We start from the raw sequence: 17,901 nt of genomic DNA on the forward strand, positions 1-17,901 counted from the left end.
CGGGGTGCAAGCCACAGCCGGCGCGGCTCGCGGCAATTGGAACGAAATCGCTCCACTGGAGCGAAATCGCTCCAGCATTCAGCGCTCGCCGATCCCGTACTTGCGCAGGCGCTGGCCGATGGCGGTGTGCGAGGTACGCAACCGCGCCGCCAGCTGGCGGGTGGACGGATACGCCGCATAGAGTCGCTGCAGCAGCGACTTCTCGAACTGCTGCACGGCTTCCTCCAGGCTGGTGACCTCCTCGTCGGCTGCCTGCCGGGTGTCCAGCTCGGTGCCGGCCACTTCGAGGTCCTCGACGCCGATCACCTCGCCCTCGCCGATGGCGGCAGCGCGGAAGATCTTGTTCTGCAGCTGGCGCACGTTGCCGGACCAGCGGTTGCCCAGCAGCAGCGGATGGGTTTCCGGCGCCAGGCGGCACGGCGGGCGCTGGATCTGCGTGCAGGCCAGGCGCAGGAAGTGCTCGGCCAGCAGCAGGATGTCCTGGCCGCGCTCGCGCAGCGGCGGCACCTGCAGGTTGAGCACGTTGAGGCGGTAGTACAGGTCCTCGCGGAAGCTGCCCTCGCCGACCATCTTCGCCAGGTTGCGGTGGGTGGCGCAGAGCACCCGCACGTTCACCCGCACCTCGCGCTCGCCGCCGATGCGGCGGAAACAGCCGTCGCTGAGGAAGCGCAACAGCTTGGCCTGCAGGTAGGGCGACATTTCGCCGACCTCGTCGAGGAACACCGTGCCGCGGTCGGCCAGCTCCAGCAGGCCCGGCTTGCCGCCGCGCTGGGCGCCGGTGAAGGCGCCCGATGCGTAGCCGAACAGCTCGCTCTCGGCGAGGCTTTCCGGCAGCGCCGCGCAGTTGAGCGCGAGGAACGGCTCTTCGCGGCGCGCGCTCAAGGCGTGGCAGGCGCGCGCCACCAGCTCCTTGCCGGTGCCGGTCTCGCCCTGGATCAGCAGCGGCGCATCCAGCCCGGCAACCTTGCGCACCCGCGCCTTCAGCTGCATCAGCGGCGGCGAGCGGCCGATCAGGCCCTGCAGGCCCTCGGCGTGGTCATGGTGCAGCAGCGACAGGCGTTCGCCGATGCGGCTCGGCGGGTACAGCGTCAGCAGGCCGCCGTCGAGGGCATCGCCGGCGCCACGGATCGGCGTGGCGTCCAGCAGCAGCGGCTGGCCACCCAGGCTGACCTCGTGCATCGGCAGGCGGAAACCCTTCTCCACCAGGTGTTCGGCCAGGCCCGGCTCGTCGAACAGGGTGGACAGCGACTCGCCGGCCGGCTGGCGGCCGCAGAGGTCGATCAGCCGGGGATTGGCCAGCAGCACCCGGGCCTGGGCGTCCACCGCCAGCACCGGGTCGCCCATGGCTTCCAGCAGCGCGTCCAGGTGCAGGCTGCGGCGCTGGCCGGGGAGCATGTCGACGATCTGCACCGAGAGCACGCCGCGCACCCGCAGCAGCGCGCCGTGCAGTTCGTGGAGCACTTCCTGGCGCAGCTCGGGGGCGTCTATATAGACGTTCGGCGGCACCATCTCGACGGCGTCCAGGTTGAGGTTGCGCGCGCCCAGCAACGCCAGGACTTCCTGGGTGATGCCGACGCGGTCGGTGAAGGTGACGTGGATTCGCATGCTCGGGGCCCTGGCTACGCGCAGCGCATGATCGGCATTTTTCGCTGGCCAGGCAATTTCAGAACAACGTGAGCTGCTCGGCCTTTCCGCGCAGGTCTTCCAGGCGCACGCCCACGCCGATCAGCCGCACCGGCCGCTCACCGCGCTGGAAGGCCTGCGTCAGTAGCAGCCGGTAGCTGTCCAGGTCGCGGCTGGCGCCGGCCTGTTCCAGAGTGGTCTGGGTGAAGTCGTGGAACTTCAGTTTGACGAAGGGTTTGCCCGGCCGGTAGCTGGCATCCAGGCGCTGCATGCGCCGCTGCAATTCGTCGAGCAGCCCAGGCAGTTCGGCCAGACAGGCGTCGACGTCGGGCAGGTCGCGGTCGAAGGTGTTCTCCACGCTGATCGACTGGCGCCGGCTGTCCACCTGCACCGGGCGCTCGTCGAGGCCCCGGGCCAGGTTCCACAGGCGCTCGCCGAAACCGCCGAACTCGCGCACCAGCGCCAGGCGCGACCAGTCGCGCAGCTGCAGGCAGTCCTGCACGCCCAGGCGCGCCAACTTCTCGGCCGTCACCTTGCCCACGCCGTGAAGCTTCTTCACCGGCAGCGCGGCGACGAATGCCTCCACCTGGTCGGGGGTGATGACGAACTGCCCGTTGGGCTTGCGCCAGTCGCTGGCGATCTTGGCCAGGAACTTGTTCGGCGCCACCCCGGCGGAAACCGTGATGCCCAGCGACAGCCACACGCGCCGGCGGATGTCCTGGGCGATCAGCGTGGCGCTGCCGGAGAACTGCTGGCAGTCGCTGACGTCGAGGTAGGCCTCGTCCAGCGACAGCGGCTCGATCAGGTCGGTGTAGTCGCGGAAGATCGCGTGGATTTCCCGTGACACGCCTTTATAGACGTCCATGCGCGGGCGCACGATGGTCAGGTCCGGGCACAGCTTGACCGCGGTGCGCATGGCCATGGCCGAGTGCAGGCCGTAGGCGCGCGCCTCGTAGTTGCAGGTGGCGACCACCCCGCGCTTGTCCGGCGAGCCGCCCACGGCCAGCGGCTTGCCGGCGAGGCTGGGGTCGTCGCGCATCTCGATGGCGGCGTAGAAGCAATCGCAATCGATGTGGATGATCTTTCGCTGCCGGGAACTCAACGCGGAACCTGCTCGGACGGAAGGGCGTTCGGCAATGCGCGGTGCGACCGACATTTCCTACGCCTTATGGGAAGCCTCCCATGGTAATGCAAAACGCCGCGCACGCCTGCGGCGCCCCGCCTGCGCGCCGTGGCGCCGCCTCGATGGCGGCCGTCGCTTGGCTAAGCATTTGAAGAAAAAACACTTTTTCTCAGAAATCGGTTGACAGGGTGTCCGTCCTGAGTAGAATGGCCGCCGCGGGATGGAGCAGTCTGGTAGCTCGTCGGGCTCATAACCCGAAGGTCGTTGGTTCAAATCCAGCTCCCGCAACCAACATCGAAAAAGGCCACTCCCCGGAGTGGCCTTTTTCATTTGCGCTCAATTTAAATAATTGATTGAAAAGCAGAAATCGATTGACAGGGTGTTCGTTCCGCGTAGAATGGCCGGCGCGGGATGGAGCAGTCTGGTAGCTCGTCGGGCTCATAACCCGAAGGTCGTTGGTTCAAATCCAGCTCCCGCAACCAAACACAGAAAAAAGCCACTCTCTCGAGTGGCTTTTTTCGTTATACCGGAAAAAAGACTGAGCCTTCCCCGAGGCGCGCCGCTCATAATTGCGGACAATTGTTCCCAAGGACTTGGGAATTGGCGATCAGGCCCCACCTAGATCGCGCAAACTCCATGAGGTGCCCGATGCGCGCAAACTCCACCGCGCCCGAGATTCCGGATTCCCCTGCCGCTCTCCCCCGCTCCGGCCTGCTGGAGCGACTCGCCCCCTATCGCCAGGCCATCGGCGTGGGCATCACCCTGCTGCTGTTCGCCCTGGCGCTGATCGCCTGCTACCACCTGCTGCGCGACATCGATCCCTATTCCCTGCATGACGCCATCCTCGACATTCCCGGCGACGCGCTCTTCGGCGCCCTGGCCGCGACCGCTGCCGGCTTCGTCTGCCTGCTCGGCTACGAATGGTCGGCCACCCGCTTCGCCGGCGTGAAGCTGCCGCTGCCGACGCTGCTGACCGGCGGCTTCAGCGCCTTCGCCATCGGCAACGCGGTGGGCTTGTCGATGCTCTCCGGCGGCTCGGTGCGCTACCGCCTGTACGCCCGCGCCGGGCTGAACGCCATGGAAGTGGCGCGCATGACCCTGTTCGCCAGCCTCTCGCTGGGCTGCGCCCTGCCGATCCTGGCCGCCGTGGCGGCGCTCAGCGACCTGCCCGACGCCGCCCTGGCGCTGAACCTGCCGCAATGGCTGGTGGCCGTCCTGGGCGTGACCATCCTGGTGTTCTGCGTACTGCTGGTGATCGGCATGGAGCGCCGCCGCGAGGCGGAGCAGCCGTCGCCGGACAGCCAGCTGATTCGCCTCGGCCGTCGCTCGGTGCGCCTGCCGACGCTGCGCCTGTCGCTGCTGCAGCTGGTGATCACCGCGCTGGACGTGGCCGCCGCCGCCACCGTGCTCTACCTGCTGCTGCCCGAAGCGCCGCCGTTCGGCGCCTTCCTGCTGGTGTACATGATCGCCCTGGCCGCCGGCGTGCTCAGCCACGTGCCCGGCGGCGTCGGGGTGTTCGAGGCGATCCTGCTGGCGGCCTTCGCCGGTCAGCTCGGCGCGGCACCGCTGGCCGCCGCGCTGCTGATGTACCGCCTCATCTATGTGGTGCTGCCGCTGCTGCTGGCCTGCCTGCTGCTGCTGGTGGTCGAGGCGCGGCGCATGCTCCTGGCGCGCCAGGCGATGCGCGTGGCCTCCGGCCTGGCCGCGCCGGTGCTGGCGGTGCTGGTGTTCATCTCCGGCATCGTCCTGCTGTTCTCCGGCGCCACCCCGTCCATCGACACCCGCCTGGACGAGCTGGACTTCCTGGTGCCGCACCGTCTGGTCGACGCCTCGCACTTCGCCGCCAGCCTGATCGGCGTGCTCTGCCTGCTGCTGGCCCAGGGCCTGCGCCGGCGCCTGTCGGCCGCCTGGGTGCTGACCCTGGTGCTGCTGATCAGCGGCGCGGTGCTCTCGCTGCTCAAGGGCGTGGACTGGGAGGAAGCCAGCATCCTCGGCGTAACCGCCCTGCTCCTGGCGATCTTCCGCCGCTCCTTCTACCGCCGCAGCCGGCTGATGGAAGTACCCTTCTCGCCGATGTACCTGGCGGCCGCCGCCTGCGTGGTCGCCGCGTCCATCTGGCTGTTCCTCTTCGCCTACCAGGACGTGCCCTACAGCCATGAGCTGTGGTGGCAGTTCGCCCTGGACGCCGACGCGCCACGCGGCCTGCGCGCCGCCCTCGGCAGCTGCCTGCTGCTGGCCGCGGTCGGCCTGACCTGGCTGCTGCGCACCTCGCCGCCGGCGATTCACGCGCCGAGCGCCGAGGAACTCGACCGCGCCGCCGCCATCCTGGCCCGCTCCGAGCAGCCCGACGGCGGCCTGGCGCTGTCCGGCGACAAGGCCCTGCTGTTCCACCCGACCCAGGACGCCTTCGTCATGTACGCCCGCCGCGGGCGCAGCCTGGTGGCGCTGTACGACCCGATCGGGCCGACCCAGGCACGCGCCGAGCTGATCTGGCAGTTCCGCGACCTCTGCGACCTGCACCACGCGCGCCCGGTGTTCTACCAGGTGCGCGCGGAGAACCTGCCGTTCTACATGGACATCGGCCTGACCGCCCTCAAGCTCGGCGAGGAGGCGCGCGTGGACCTGCGCCGCTTCGACCTGGAGAGCAAGGGCAAGGACATGAAGGACCTGCGCTACACCTGGAACCGTGGCCAGCGCGACGGCCTCTCGGTGGAATTCCACGACGCCGGGCAGGCGCCGCTGGACGAGCTGCGGGCGATCTCCGACGCCTGGCTGGGCGGCAAGGCGACCCGCGAGAAAGGCTTCTCCCTGGGCCGTTTCACCCCCGAATACCTGCACTACTTCCGCGTCGCCGTGGTGCGTTTCCAGGGCCGCGCGGTGGCCTTCGTCAACCTGCTGGAGACCTCCAGCCAGGAACTGGCCAGCCTGGACCTGATGCGGGTGGTGCCGGACGCGCCGAAGATGACTATGGAATTCCTCATGCTCGGCCTGATCCTGCATTACAAGGAGCGCGGCTACGCGCGCTTCAGCCTCGGCATGGTGCCGCTCTCCGGCCTGCAACCGCGCCGCGGCGCGCCGCTGACCCAGCGCCTGGGCGCGCTGGTGTTCCACCGTGGCGAGCAGTTCTACAACTTCCAGGGGCTGCGTCGCTTCAAGGACAAGTTCCAGCCCGACTGGGAGCCCCGCTACCTGGCAGTGCCCGCCGGACTCGATCCGCTGGTGGCCCTCGCCGATACCGCCGCCCTGATCGCCGGCGGCCTTTCTGGATTGGTGAAACGCTGATATGTCGAAACGTCGCTGGCGCCTGTTGGCCATCGTCCTGCTGTTGCTGATCGCCGCCGCCGTCGCCGGCGCGCTGTTGTGGCTCCACCCGCTGTCCCAGGCGCGCCTGGAACACAGCCAACTGCCCGACGGCAGCCCGGCGGCCCTGGCGATTCCCGCCAAGCACCCGACCGCCACCGTGCTGCTGGCGGTCCCCCAGGACAATAAGCTGGACGACGCCCAGCTGCTGGCGCTGGCCCACGACAACGGCGCCCGCGTGGTGCAGTTCATCTTCCCGGACAACGACTGCGTGGCCCAGCAGCATCGCGCACAGGCCGCGCTGAACCTGCTCGACGCCCAGCCGACCCTGGTCGCCGGCGTGCACCAGGGCGGCGCCTACGCCTGGCGCTGGCTGGCCGGGCAGAACAGCGACAAGGCCAAGGCACTGTCGGTCGGCTTCGCCCTCGACAAGCCCGACTGCGCCTCGCCCAAGCTGCCGGAAAGCGCCGCCCACGGCCACTGGACCGCCGCCTGGAACGACAACCCGTCCGACGAGACCGCGCGCTTCGCCCGCACCCAGCAGAACGCCGAGACGGTCATCGCCAACTACTACGACAGCCTGCCGGTGGTGCTGGACGACCAGCTCAAGCGCCTGATCCAGGGCAGCGGCGACGATTTCCCGGTGGTCGAAGTGCCGGCCGCCAAACCCTCGGAAACCATCACCCTGTTCTACTCCGGCGACGGCGGCTGGCGCGACCTGGACCGCGACGTGGCCGGGCAGATGGCCGAGCTCGGCTACCCGGTGGTCGGGGTCGACGCGCTGCGCTACTTCTGGGAGCACAAGAGCCCGGAACAGAGCGCCGCCGACCTCGCCCTGCTGATGCAGCACTACCGCGACAAGTGGGGCGCCAAGCACTTCGTGCTGGCCGGCTACTCGTTCGGCGCCGACGTGCTGCCGGCCATCTACAACCGCCTGCCGGAAGCCGACAAGCAGCAGGTCAGCACCGTGCTGCTGCTGGCCCTGGCGCGCAGCGGCAGCTTCGAGATCGAAGTGCAGGGCTGGCTCGGCAAGGCCGGCAAGGAAGCCGCCACCGGCCCGGAACTGGCGCGCATGCCCGGCCCGAAGGTGCTCTGCGTGTACGGCATCGACGAGAAGGACGAGAGCGGCTGTACCCAGCCCCAGGCGGTCGGCGAGAACCTCGAGCTGCCCGGCGGCCACCACTTCGACGAGAACTACCCGGCCCTGGCCAAGCGCCTGGTGAACGCCATTCGCGCGCGCCAGGTGCCGCCGAACGAGTCCTGACGCGAAGGCTGGCTTACACTTCCGTCCAGCGGCGGCGTCTTCAGCCTGACTTCAGGTTGACGACGCAAGCTGCCGCAACCCGCCACACGAGCGGGGCAGCCTGAAGAGAAGGAGTTTGCATGAGCCAGTCCCCCTATCCGCGCCGCTACGGCAGCCTGTCCATCGCCCTGCACTGGCTGATGCTGCTGCTGATCGCCGGCGTCTACGCCTGCATCGAGCTGAAAGGCAACTTTCCCAAGGGCAGCGATACCCGCGCGCTGCTCAGCCAGTGGCACTTCATGCTTGGCCTGAGTGTGTTCGTGCTGGTCTGGCTGCGCCTGCTCGGCCGGCTGATCTACCCCACCCCGCCGATCGTCCCGGCGCCACCGGCCTGGCAGATGCTGCTGGCCAAGGTCATGCACCTGGCGCTGTACGCCATGATGATCGGGCTGCCGCTGGCCGGCTGGATCATCCTCAGCGCTGCCGGCAAGCCGATTCCGTTCTGGGGCCTGCAACTGCCGCCGCTGGTGGCGGAGAGCCCGGACCTGGCCAAGCAGATCAAGGAAATCCACGAGACCGTCGGCAACCTCGGCTACTTCCTGATCGGCCTGCATGCCGCGGCCGGCCTGTTCCACCACTTCATCAGCCGCGACAACACCCTGGTGCGCATGCTCCCCGGCGCCGGCGAGGCGCGCCCGGAGTGACCGCCCCCTCGTAGGAGCGCGCCACGCGCGCGAATCGCGGGCATGGCCCGCTCCTACGATTCAGGGCGATTGCACCCTCAATAATGAAAAAGCGCGCCCGAGGGCGCGCTTTTTCGTACCGGCAAGGCCGGTCAGATCTCTACCTGGGTCCCCAGCTCGATCACCCGGTTCAGCGGCAGGTTGAAGTAGCGCAGGTTGCCGTTGGCGTTCTTCAGCAGGAAGGCGAACAGGCCCTCGCGCCAGCGCGCCATGCCGATGCGCTTGGACGGGATCACCGTCTCGCGGCTGAGGAAGTAGGTGGTGCGCATCGGGCTGAAGTCCAGCTCGTTGAGGTGGCAGTACTTCAGCGCCGCCGGGATGTCCGGGTCTTCCATGAAGCCGAAGTGCAGCACCACGCGGAAGAAGCCCTCGCCGTAGGCGTCCACCTCGAAGCGGCGGTCGGTGGAAACCCGCGGGTTGTCTTCGTTGACCACGGTGAGCAGGACCACCTGCTCGTGCAGCACCTGGTTGTGCAGCAGGTTGTGCAGCAGCGCGTGGGGCACGGCATCGGAGCGCGCGGTGAGGAACACCGCGGTGCCCTGCACCCGGTGCGGCGGCTGCGAGCGGATGCTGGCGATGAACAGCGGCAACGGCAGCGAGCCTTCGTCCAGGCGGTCCACCAGCAGCTGGCGGCCGCGCTTCCAGGTGGTCATCAGGATGAACAGGCCGATACCGGCGATCACCGGGAAGGCACCGCCCTGCACCACTTTCGGCAGGTTCGCCGAGAAGAACAGCACGTCCACCAGCAGCATCAGGCAGAAGAACGGGATCGCCAGCCACAGCGGCCATTTCCAGTGCAGCCAGAGCACCACGCCCATCAGCAGGGTGGTCACCAGCATGGTCCCGGTCACCGCCACGCCGTAGGCCGAGGCCAGCGACGCGGACGACTCGAAGCCCAGCACCAGCAGCACCACGCCGACCATCAGCGCCCAGTTCACCCCGGCGATGTAGATCTGCCCCTGCTCGTGGCTGGAGGTGTGCTGCACGAACATGCGCGGCACGAAGCCCAGCTGGATGGCCTGGCGGGTCAGCGAGAAGGCCCCGGAGATCACCGCCTGGGAGGCGATCACGGTGGCCACGGTGGACAGCGCCACCATCGGCAGCAGCGCCCAGGACGGCGCCAGAAGGTAGAAGGGGTTTCGCGCGGTTTCCGGGTTGTAGAGGATCATCGCGCCCTGGCCGAAGTAGTTCAGCACCAGGCCCGGCAGCACCAGGGCGAACCAGGCGCGGGAAATCGGCTTGCGGCCGAAGTGGCCCATGTCCGCGTACAGCGCCTCGGCGCCGGTCAGCGCCAGCACGGTGGCGCCGAGGATGGCCACGCCGATGCCGGGGTGGACGATGAAGAAGTTCGCCGCCCAGTAGGGGTTCATCGCGTTCAGCACCACCGGGTGCTGGTAGATGCCGTAGAGACCGAGGGCGCCGAGCACCAGGAACCACAGCACCATCACCGGCCCGAACAGGATGCCGATACGCGCGGTGCCGTGGCGCTGGATGAGGAACAGGCCGACCAGCACGACCAGCGCCAGCGGCACCACCCAGTGCTCCAGGCCGTCGAAGGCGATCTCCAGGCCTTCGATGGCCGAGAGTACGGAAATCGCCGGGGTGATCATGCTGTCGCCGTAGAACAGCGAGGCGCCGAACAGGCCGAGCACCACCAGAACCGAGCTGAGCTTCGGGTAGCCATGGGCGGCGCGGCGGGCCAGCGCGGTCAGGGCCATGACCCCGCCCTCGCCCTGGTTGTCGGCGCGCAGCACGAAGATCACGTACTTGATCGACACCACCCAGACCAGCGACCAGAAGATCAGCGAGAGGATACCGAGGATCGCGTCATGCCCGACTTCCACACCGTAGCCGCCGACGAACACCTCCTTGAGGGTGTACAGCGGGCTGGTGCCGATATCGCCGTAGCAAACCCCCACCGCGGCCACCATCATGCCTATCGCGGAGCTGGAGTGACGTTCCTGGTGCTCTGCGGTTCCAGCGCTGGCATCGGACATGTAACAAAATTCCTCTAGGAAAAATTCGGCGCATCCTGCTCCGACGGCTGCGACGATGCAAGCGCAACAAAGCATGATCTGAATGACTATAGAGCGTGATCGTTGCGCTTACCCTGTGCTTCGCTGCGCCACGAGGCGCGCCTGCGACACCTTGTCTCACGGAGGCTGGTCAAGCGCGCGGGCTGCCGCTAGAATTGCGCACTTTTTGATCAGAGGCGCCGCCAGCGCGCCCTTAGAGGTTAGCCACCCATGTCCACCGCAACGCCCAAAGTCGGTTTCGTCAGCCTCGGCTGCCCCAAAGCCACGGTCGATTCCGAACGCATCCTCACCCAGCTGCGCATGGAGGGCTACGAGATCGTGCCCACCTACGAGGACGCCGACGTCGTGGTGGTGAACACCTGCGGTTTCATCGACAGCGCCAAGGCCGAATCCCTGGACGCCATCGGCGAGGCCATCGCCGAGAACGGCAAGGTCATCGTCACCGGCTGCATGGGTGTGTCCGAGGACAGCATCCGTGACGTGCACCCGAGCGTGCTCGCGGTCACCGGCCCGCAGCAGTACGAGCAGGTGGTCAGCGCCGTTCACGAAGTGATCCCGCCCAAGGCCGAGCACAACCCGCTGATCGACCTGGTGCCGCCGCAAGGCATCAAGCTGACCCCGCGCCACTACGCCTACCTGAAGATTTCCGAGGGCTGCAACCACAGCTGCAGCTTCTGCATCATCCCGTCGATGCGCGGCAAGCTGGTCAGCCGCCCGGTGGGCGACGTACTCAGCGAGGCCCAGCGCCTGGTCAAGGCCGGGGTCAAGGAACTGCTGGTGATCTCCCAGGACACCAGCGCCTACGGCGTCGACCTCAAGTACAAGCTGGACTTCTGGGAAGGCCAGCCGGTCAAGACGCGCATGCTGGAGCTGTGCCAGGCGCTGTCGAGCATGGGCGTGTGGGTGCGCCTGCACTACGTCTACCCCTACCCCAACGTCGACGACGTCATCCCGCTGATGGCCGAAGGCAAGCTGCTGCCGTACCTGGACATCCCCTTCCAGCACGCCAGCCCGAAAGTGCTCAAGTCCATGAAGCGCCCGGCGTTCGAGGACAAGACCCTGGCGCGCATCAAGAAGTGGCGCGAGATCTGCCCCGAGCTGACCATCCGTTCGACCTTCATCGTCGGCTTCCCCGGCGAGACCGAGGAGGACTTCCAGTACCTGCTCGACTGGCTGACCGAAGCCCAGCTCGACCGCGTCGGCTGCTTCCAGTACTCGCCGGTCGAAGGCGCCCCGGCCAACGACCTGGGCCTGGAACCGGTGCCGGACGACGTCAAGCAGGAGCGCTGGGAGCGCTTCATGGCGCACCAGCAGGCGATCTCCGCCGCGCGCCTGCAGCTGAAGGTCGGCCAGGAAATCGAAGTGCTGATCGACGAAGTGGACGCCGAAGGCGCGGTGGGCCGCTCCTGGGCCGACGCCCCGGAGATCGACGGCGCCGTCTACGTCGACAGCTTCGACGTGAAGCCCGGCGACAAGGTGCGCGTGCGCATCACCGACGCCGACGAATACGACCTCTGGGCCGAACTGGTCTGAGTCGCCGAAAGCCCCGCCCTCGCGGGGCTTTCTCTTTCAAGCCGGGAAACTACCGATGCTCAACAACGATATCCTGCGCAGCCTGCGCTACAGCCTCGACATCGCCGATCGCGAGGTAGCCGCCATCGCCGCCCTGGCCGGGCAAGCGCTGAGCGAGGAAGACGTCGCCGCGCTGCTCGCCCGCGAGGACGAGGCAAGCTTCCGCGAATGCCCGGACGAGGTGCTGGCGCGCTTCCTCGACGGGCTGATCATCCACCGCCGTGGCCGCGACGACAGCCGCCCGCTGCCACCGCTGGAACTGCCATTGACCAACAACCTGGTGCTGAAGAAGCTGCGCGTGGCCTTCGAGCTGCGCGACCTCGACCTGCTGGCGATCCTCGACGACGCCGGCCTGATCATGACCAAGACCGAACTCAACGCCCTGTTCCGCGCGCCCGGCCATGACAACTACCGCCCCTGCGGCGACCAGCTACTGCGCAACTTCCTCAAGGGCCTGAGCGCTCGACTGCGCCGCTGAGGCAGTAGCCGGCAGATAGGCCAGGCTGCGCTCGCCATGTTGCTTGAATAGCCGCTGGCCGTTGTCCGAGCGCGCCACGAGCGCCTGGTGGTCGCCCCCCAGGTAGGCCAGGGGCGGCGCCTGGTGATGGCGGAAGTCCACTATCACTATGCTGCGCGCCGGGTCCCAGGCCTGGCCGCTATAGCGTTGCAGCCAGGCGAAGAACGCGGCGCTGTCACCGTCGCGCGGGTAGTCCGCGCCTTCGGGAACGAAGAAGAATGGCTGCGCCTGCGGCTGCCCCGGACGATTCAGGTACATCGGCAACTTGCGATCGATATCCCCCACCAGCACCACACGCCAGGCCTGCCAGGGCGCCTCGCGCTCGGCCTGGGCCTGCACGTCGCGGGCGAAGGTCATGCTGCCGCCGCCGAGGTTGCTCCACGGGTAGGCCACGCCGAGCACCAGCAGCAGCACCAACGCCGCGCCGGCGATGCCGCGCCGCCAGGCCCGGCTCAGGCCCTGGCGCCGGCGCACCAGCCACCAGCCCGCGAGCAACTGGGCGAACGGCACCAGCGGCAGCACGTAGTAGCTGCGCCGGCTGCCGCTGGCGCTGAAGAACAGGAACAGGATCGCCAGCGCCCAGACCAGCCAGCGTTCGTTGGGCTCCAGGGTCTTCCATTGGCGCACCGCCAGCCATAGCCCGGCGATCCACAGGGGCGCCCAGGGCAGCGTGTAGACCGGCAGGTAGATCAGGTAGGTGTAGATCGGCCCCTCGTGATCGAAGGGTTGGAAGAAGCGCACCAGGTTTTCCCGCACCACCAGGTCGAGGCCGCTCTCCGCGTAGGTCGGCGCGCCATAGCGTTTCGACAGGATGAACGGCACCAGGTACAGCGCCCCGGCCACCGCCGCGGCGGCCAGCAGGCGCAGGTTCAGGTGGCGCTTGAAGCGGCCCTCGCTGAACAGGTGCGGCAACAGCACCAGCACCGGCAGGACGAAGCCGATCAGCCCCTTGCACAGCGACGTGACGCTGAGGATCAGGCAGAAGCCCAGGTAGCGGCTGAAACGGGTGTCGTCCGGCCCGCGCCAGTACCAGTAGAGCGCCGCCAGCACGCCGAACACGGTGAGGATGTCGGCGGTGGCTACCCGCGCCCAGAAGGCGAAGTAGAAGGTGGTCGCCAGCAGCCAGCCGGCGACCAGGCCGACGCGGCGCTCGAACAGGCGCGTGCCGAGCAGGTAGGTCAGCCAGACGCTGCCCCAGCCGGCGAGCACCGTGGAGAGGCGCAGGGTCCAGTGGTTCAGGCCGAACAGGTGCGCCGGCGCGGTAATCAGCCAGTAGGACAACAGCGGCTTGTCGTAGTAGGGCTCGCTGAGCAGGTAGGGGTCGAGGTAGTCGCCCGACTGCAGCATGCGCAGGCTGATGTCCGCCCAGCGCACCTCCGGCCCCCAGACCTCGCGCAGGCCCAAGCCGAACAACAGGATCAGCGCCGTCACGCCGAGCAGCAACAGCAGCTGGCCACGCTCGCTTCGCAGGTACTTCATCCGACCTCTCCCCGGAGTCCATGCCGGGCCCCAGCGGCACGGCGACGGCAAGGTAGCGAGGCGAAGGTTATGCCGGGGTTAAGGAAAGGTGCAGGCCAGGTGAGATTCACCGCATGGCCGAGTATTTGCGCCCTGGATAGTGATCGGCCGAAGCATCACCACGGCAGTAGGGTGACGGCCGAGCCCCTCAACGGAGAATCGTCCCATGCACCCCTATTTCAGCCTGGCCGGCCGCACCGCGCTGGTCACCGGCGGCACCCGCGGCATCGGTCGGATGATCGCCCAGGGCCTGCTCGAAGCCGGCGCCCGCGTGTTCATCTGCGCCCGCGACGGCGCCGCCTGCGCCGAGACCGCCAGCGAACTCTCGGCCTACGGCGAGTGCCATGGCCTACCGGCCAACCTGGCCAGCGAGGAAGGCGCCCGCGCCCTGGCCGCCAGCCTCGGGGAGCGCATCGACAGCCTGGACATCCTGGTCAACAACGCCGGCACCACCTGGGGCGCGCCCCTGGAAAGCTACCCGGCGGCGGGCTGGGACAAGGTCATGCAGCTCAACGTCACCGCCGTGTTCAGCTGCATCCAGCAACTGCTGCCGCTGCTGCGCAAGGCCGGCAATGCCCAGAGCCCGGCGCGGGTCATCAACATCGGCTCGGTGGCCGGGCTGGCCTCGCTCGGCGAGCAGGCCTACGCCTACGGGCCGAGCAAGGCCGCGCTGCACCAGCTGTCGCGCATGCTGGCGCGGGAACTGGTGAGCGAGCACATCAACGTCAACGTGATCGCCCCGGGGCGCTTCCCGAGCAAGATGACCCGGCACATCGCCAACGACCCCGAGGCGCTCGCCGAGGACAACGCGCACATCCCGATGAAGCGCTGGGGCCGCGAAGAAGAAATGGCGGCGCTGGCGGTGGCCCTGGCGAGCACCGCCGGCGCCTACATGACCGGCAACATCATCCCCATCGACGGCGGCTTCCACCTCTGATCGGGTAACATGGCGGCCCCTGCGCCACGCGTCCGCCGCCATGTCCTACTCCGTCGCCCCCATCGGCCACATTCGCTCCTGCTTCAAGGAGAAGTTCGCCATCCCGCGCCAGCCGCAGCTGGCCCCGGCGGCGCGCGGCGTGCTGGAACTGTTGCCGCCCTTCGACGGCGGCGAGGCGGTGGAGGGCCTGGAGCAGGTCAGCCACGTCTGGTTGCTGTTCCTCTTCCACCAGGCGCTGGAAGACAAGCCACGGCTCAAGGTGCGCCCGCCGCGCCTGGGCGGCAACCGCTCCCTCGGCGTATTCGCCACCCGCGCCACGCACCGCCCCAATGGCATCGGCCAATCGGTGGTGAAGCTGGACAAGGTCGAGCCCGGGCGCCTGTGGCTGTCCGGCATCGACCTGCTGGACGGCACCCCGGTGCTCGACGTCAAACCCTACGTGCCCTATGCCGACGCAGTGGCCGGGGCGCGCAACGCCATCGCCGAGGCGCCGCCGGCGGCGATTCCGGTGCAGTGGAGCGACGCCGCCCTGGCCCAGGCCCGCGAGCAGGCGCTGCGCCTGGGCGAGCCGGTGGTGGAGCTGGTGGAACAGTGCCTGGCCCAGGACCCGCGCCCGGCCTACCAGCAACCCACGGCGGAACGCCGCTACGGCGCGCGCCTGTGGGACCTGGACGTGCACTGGCACTACCCCGAGCCGGGCATCATCCGCGTGCTCGACGTGCAGCGCGGCGACGCCTGAAGCCGGCTCGGTTCAACGCAGGCGCTCGCGCAGCAGACGGTAGCTCTTGAGGGTCAGCGCGGGCGCACCATCGAGCAGGACCAGATAACCCAGGTGGGCGAGCAGCCCGATGAGAGGCGCGCTCAGTTCGCCGATGCAGCCATCCCTGACCTTGGAGAGTACCTGCCTGAGCTCGCTCCCCCCGCCCATCGTCACCTTGGGATTCTTGAACATCCGTAGCTCCAACCGCTCCTGATCGCACGCGAAGGCATCCATCCTTGTCGTCAGACGGGACAACGGGCACACCCGCCGAATCCGACAAGATCCCGGGCGGGCCCTCCCCGAACTATCGAGCCGCAACGCGGTCAAAGGCGAGCCCATCTGCAATGAAAAATAACAGATTGGCCATCCACTCCCGCAGAGGCGCCCGCCTTGATTGCGAACCACTTTGCAGCTTGAGCATTCAGCTGACTTTCCAGCGAATAACAGGAATTCCCCTACACCCAGGGCATCCCAAATGCTCGTCTGAAATATCCCAAACGCTTTCTTCCAGGCGATTGTCGCGCGGACGGGCCCCCACCCGGCCATAAAAAAACCCGCCATGCCGGCGGGTTCTTTCGACGCGGACGCGCTTACTTCTCGACGAAGGCGCGCTCGATCAGGTAGTCGCCCGGCTCGCCCATGCGCGGCGAAATCTGCAGGCCGAAACCGTTCAGCACTTCGCTGGTCTCGTCGAGCATGCTCGGGCTGCCGCAGATCATGGCGCGGTCGTCCTGCGGGTTCATCGGCGGCAGGCCGATGTCGGCGAACAGCTTGCCGCTACGCATCAGGTCGGTCTGGCGGCCCATGCTGTGGAACTCTTCGCGAGTCACCAGCGGGCAGTAGATCAGCTTCTCTTTCACCATGTCGCCGAAGTATTCGTGCTCCGGCAGGACCTTGGTGATGAAGTCCGAGTAAGCCAGCTCGCTGACCCAGCGCACACCGTGGACCAGGATGACCTTCTCGAAGCGCTCGTAGACTTCCGGGTCCTGGATCACCGACAGGAACGGCGCCATGCCGGTGCCGGTGCTCAGCAGGTAGAGGTGCTTGCCGGGCTTGAGGTCGTCCAGCACCAGGGTGCCGGTGGGCTTGCGGCTGACCATCAGCTCGTCGCCTTCCTTCAGGTGCTGCAGACGCGAGGTCAGCGGACCGTCCGGTACCTTGATGCTGAAGAACTCCAGGTGCTCTTCGTAGTTCGGGCTGGCGATGGAGTAGGCGCGCATCAGCGGGCGACCGTTGACTTCCAGGCCGATCATCACGAACTGGCCGGTCTTGAAGCGCAGGCCCGGGTTACGGGTGGTCTTGAAGCTGAAGAGGGTGTCGTTCCAGTGGTGAACGCTGAGAACGCGCTCGGTGTACAGGTTGCTCATCAAGGACTCCTAGAGAGTGGTGGCGCACCCCAGCGAATCCCGGACGTAGCGCAATTGCGCAACATTTTATAGGGGGCGAGAATATCCGCAAAATAAATTATCTGGATATTGCTAATCCAAAACGCAGATAAGCCCCGGATTTACTGGGCTGCGCCAGGATAATCAATGCTCGACCGTTCCCGGGGCGACCAAATGTCGCGACGGGATTCCCCTCTGGAGCCCCCGAAAAACATGAAATTCACCCTGCGCCAGATGGAAGTCTTCGTCTCCGTGGCCCAACAGGAGAGCGTGTCGCGCGCCGCCGAGGCCCTGGCGTTGTCGCAATCGGCGACCAGCACGGCGCTCGGCGAGCTGGAGCGGCAGTTCGACTGCAAGCTGTTCGACCGCGCCGGCAAGCGCCTGACCCTCAACGCCCTCGGCCGCCAGCTGCTGCCGCAGGCGGTGGCCCTGCTGGATCGCGGCAGCGAGATCGAGAGCCTGCTCAACGGCAAGAGCGCCTTCGGCTCCCTCGACCTGGGCGCCACCCTGACCATCGGCAACTACCTGGCGACCCTGCTGATCGGCAGGTTCATGCAGCGCCAACCAGATTGCCGGGTACGCCTGCACGTGCACAACACCGCCCACGTGGTGCAGCGCATCGCCCACTATGAACTGGACCTGGGCCTGATCGAGGGCGATTGCCAGCACCCGGACATCGAAGTGCAGCCGTGGATGGAAGACGAACTGGTGGTGTTCTGCGCGCCGCAGCACCCGCTGGCCAGCGCGGGCCCGGCGGACCTGCGGCGGTTGAGCGGCGAGGCGTGGATTCTGCGCGAACAGGGTTCGGGCACCCGCCTGACCTTCGACCAGGCCATGCGCCATCACCGCGAGCCGCTGAACATCCGCCTGGAGCTGGAGCACACCGAGGCGATCAAGCGCGCCGTGGAATCCGGCCTGGGCATCGGCTGCATCTCGCGCCTGGCCCTGCGCGACGCCTTCCGCCGCGGCAGCCTGGTGCCGGTGGACACCCCGGAGCTGGACCTGCGCCGGCAGTTCTACTTCATCTGGCACCGGCTCAAGTACCAGACCGCGACCATGCGCGAATTCCTCGAACTGTGCCGCAGCGAGACGGCGGGCATCAGCCGCAGCGACGAGATCGTGCTGCCGCTGATTCCCTGAGGCG

Annotated in this window: 14 protein-coding genes and 2 tRNA genes; 10 read left to right on the plus strand and 6 right to left on the minus strand. The window is 67.7% G+C overall.

The window, feature by feature from the left end; all coding sequences use genetic code 11:
• Nucleotides 1–78: 78 nt before the first annotated feature.
• The gene (locus P3W75_RS09315) at nt 79–1,605 is read right to left on the minus strand and encodes a sigma-54-dependent transcriptional regulator (protein WP_276227088.1); all 1,527 of its coding nucleotides are present in this window, start codon (nt 1,603–1,605) and stop codon (nt 79–81) included.
• Nucleotides 1,606–1,663: 58 nt separating this feature from the next.
• Nucleotides 1,664–2,779, minus strand: coding sequence for a DNA polymerase IV (gene dinB, locus P3W75_RS09320; RefSeq protein ID WP_276227089.1), 1,116 nt, complete (start codon nt 2,777–2,779; stop codon nt 1,664–1,666).
• 181 nt (nt 2,780–2,960) lie between these two features.
• Between dinB and P3W75_RS09325 the strand changes: the two genes are divergently transcribed.
• From P3W75_RS09325 to P3W75_RS09345, 5 genes are all read left to right on the plus strand, one after another.
• Nucleotides 2,961–3,037 (plus strand) — tRNA-Met (locus tag P3W75_RS09325).
• 114 nt (nt 3,038–3,151) lie between these two features.
• Nucleotides 3,152–3,228, plus strand: a tRNA-Met gene (locus P3W75_RS09330).
• Between the two features lie 166 nt (nt 3,229–3,394).
• Nucleotides 3,395–6,028 (plus strand): bifunctional lysylphosphatidylglycerol flippase/synthetase MprF, encoded by a 2,634-nt coding sequence (mprF, locus tag P3W75_RS09335; protein ID WP_276227090.1) that lies wholly within the window; start codon nt 3,395–3,397, stop codon nt 6,026–6,028.
• Nucleotide 6,029: 1 nt separating this feature from the next.
• Nucleotides 6,030–7,310 carry a virulence factor family protein gene (locus tag P3W75_RS09340; protein WP_276227091.1) on the plus strand — a complete coding sequence of 427 codons (1,281 nt, stop codon included), beginning with the start codon at nt 6,030–6,032 and terminating at the stop codon, nt 7,308–7,310.
• Between the two features lie 119 nt (nt 7,311–7,429).
• The gene (locus tag P3W75_RS09345) at nt 7,430–7,993 is read left to right on the plus strand and encodes a cytochrome b (protein ID WP_276227092.1); all 564 of its coding nucleotides are present in this window, start codon (nt 7,430–7,432) and stop codon (nt 7,991–7,993) included.
• A gap of 131 nt (nt 7,994–8,124) precedes the next feature.
• On the opposite strand, the gene P3W75_RS09350 is transcribed toward P3W75_RS09345, so the two are convergent.
• On the minus strand, nt 8,125–10,029 hold the full coding sequence (locus tag P3W75_RS09350; protein WP_276227093.1) for a potassium transporter Kup: 1,905 nt from the start codon (nt 10,027–10,029) through the stop codon (nt 8,125–8,127).
• Nucleotides 10,030–10,278: 249 nt separating this feature from the next.
• Between P3W75_RS09350 and rimO the strand changes: the two genes are divergently transcribed.
• Nucleotides 10,279–11,601, plus strand: a complete 1,323-nt coding sequence (rimO, locus tag P3W75_RS09355; RefSeq protein ID WP_276227094.1) for a 30S ribosomal protein S12 methylthiotransferase RimO — start codon at nt 10,279–10,281, stop codon at nt 11,599–11,601.
• A gap of 55 nt (nt 11,602–11,656) precedes the next feature.
• The gene (locus P3W75_RS09360) at nt 11,657–12,118 is read left to right on the plus strand and encodes a DUF1456 family protein (RefSeq protein ID WP_276227095.1); all 462 of its coding nucleotides are present in this window, start codon (nt 11,657–11,659) and stop codon (nt 12,116–12,118) included.
• Here P3W75_RS09360 and P3W75_RS09365 read toward each other — a convergent pair.
• The gene (locus P3W75_RS09365; RefSeq protein WP_276227096.1) at nt 12,071–13,636 is read right to left on the minus strand and encodes an ArnT family glycosyltransferase; all 1,566 of its coding nucleotides are present in this window, start codon (nt 13,634–13,636) and stop codon (nt 12,071–12,073) included. The two genes, P3W75_RS09360 and P3W75_RS09365, sit on opposite strands and share 48 nt — an antisense overlap.
• Nucleotides 13,637–13,841: 205 nt before the next feature.
• On the opposite strand from P3W75_RS09365, the gene P3W75_RS09370 reads away from it, so the two are divergent.
• Together P3W75_RS09370 and tsaA are read left to right on the plus strand one after the other, a co-directional pair.
• The gene (locus P3W75_RS09370; RefSeq protein ID WP_276227097.1) at nt 13,842–14,612 is read left to right on the plus strand and encodes an SDR family oxidoreductase; all 771 of its coding nucleotides are present in this window, start codon (nt 13,842–13,844) and stop codon (nt 14,610–14,612) included.
• Nucleotides 14,613–14,652: 40 nt separating this feature from the next.
• Nucleotides 14,653–15,351, plus strand: a complete 699-nt coding sequence (gene tsaA, locus P3W75_RS09375) for a tRNA (N6-threonylcarbamoyladenosine(37)-N6)-methyltransferase TrmO (RefSeq protein ID WP_276227098.1) — start codon at nt 14,653–14,655, stop codon at nt 15,349–15,351.
• 12 nt (nt 15,352–15,363) lie between these two features.
• Here tsaA and P3W75_RS09380 read toward each other — a convergent pair whose 3' ends face one another.
• Nucleotides 15,364–15,564 carry a hypothetical protein gene (locus P3W75_RS09380; RefSeq protein WP_276227099.1) on the minus strand — a complete coding sequence of 67 codons (201 nt, stop codon included), beginning with the start codon at nt 15,562–15,564 and terminating at the stop codon, nt 15,364–15,366.
• Nucleotides 15,565–15,962: 398 nt separating this feature from the next.
• The gene (gene fpr, locus P3W75_RS09385) at nt 15,963–16,739 is read right to left on the minus strand and encodes a ferredoxin-NADP reductase (protein ID WP_276227100.1); all 777 of its coding nucleotides are present in this window, start codon (nt 16,737–16,739) and stop codon (nt 15,963–15,965) included.
• A 231-nt stretch (nt 16,740–16,970) separates the two neighbouring features.
• Between fpr and P3W75_RS09390 the strand changes: the two genes are divergently transcribed.
• Nucleotides 16,971–17,897 (plus strand): LysR family transcriptional regulator, encoded by a 927-nt coding sequence (locus P3W75_RS09390; protein WP_276227101.1) that lies wholly within the window; start codon nt 16,971–16,973, stop codon nt 17,895–17,897.
• Nucleotides 17,898–17,901 lie beyond the last annotated feature (4 nt).

Source organism: Pseudomonas citronellolis, assembly GCF_029335315.1.
In the GTDB taxonomy this organism is placed as follows: domain Bacteria; phylum Pseudomonadota; class Gammaproteobacteria; order Pseudomonadales; family Pseudomonadaceae; genus Pseudomonas; species Pseudomonas citronellolis_A.